Origin of the sequence: Oscillibacter sp. (genome assembly GCF_032060045.1) — a bacterium.
Taxonomy (GTDB): domain Bacteria; phylum Bacillota; class Clostridia; order Oscillospirales; family Oscillospiraceae; genus Oscillibacter.
Window position 1 is genome coordinate 567 of the sequence record NZ_DAMBZJ010000008.1, and the last position, 658, is coordinate 1224.

Below are 658 nucleotides of genomic sequence, written 5' to 3' on the forward strand. Positions count from 1 at the left end.
CCCAATTACATTTTATTTGGTATTGCAGTTGCAACCTCGATTTTCGGGCCCGGCAGCGTGGGCATCGGCATTGTCGCCCTGTTCGGCGCCCTGATTGTGCCGCTGGTGAACATTTTCTCCACACTAATTCTGGAGCTGAACCGCTCTGGGAAGGCCGACCTGAAAAACTTATTCCTCTCTATTCTTAAAAACCCCATGATTATCGCAACGCTTTTGGCACTGACGCTGCTAATCCTGAATATCCGGATTCCAGACCTCCTCTATACCGTGGTCAGCGACGTGGCAGGTGTCACCACCACCATCGCCTTCATCTCGCTGGGCGTCAGTCTGGATCTGAGCCAGACGCTTTCCAACCGCCGCACGCTGATTTTGGCTGTGCTGGCCCGAATGGTGCTGATCCCTCTGATTTTCCTACCTTTAAGTATTGCTCTGGGCTTTCGGGATGGAGCGTTGTGCGCCCTCATGATTTTCTTTGCCGCGCCCACCGCCGTGTCTTCCTACCCCATGGCCGTGGCTATGGGAGCGGATGGCCCTCTCGCAGGGCAACTTGTATGCTCCACCACAGTAATGTCTATCTTCACAATTTTCTGCTGGACCTTCCTTCTACGAATGCTCGGAGTGATGTAGGATATTCCCAAATCAGCAAAAAGCTCTTCCC

At 53.0% G+C, this 658-nt stretch carries 1 protein-coding gene; it reads left to right on the forward strand.

Annotated elements, in window-relative coordinates:
* On the forward strand, nt 1-627 hold a 627-nt coding region (locus RT018_RS04735), incomplete at its 5' end, for an AEC family transporter (RefSeq protein ID WP_312939753.1).
* Nucleotides 628-658: the final 31 nt, after the last annotated feature.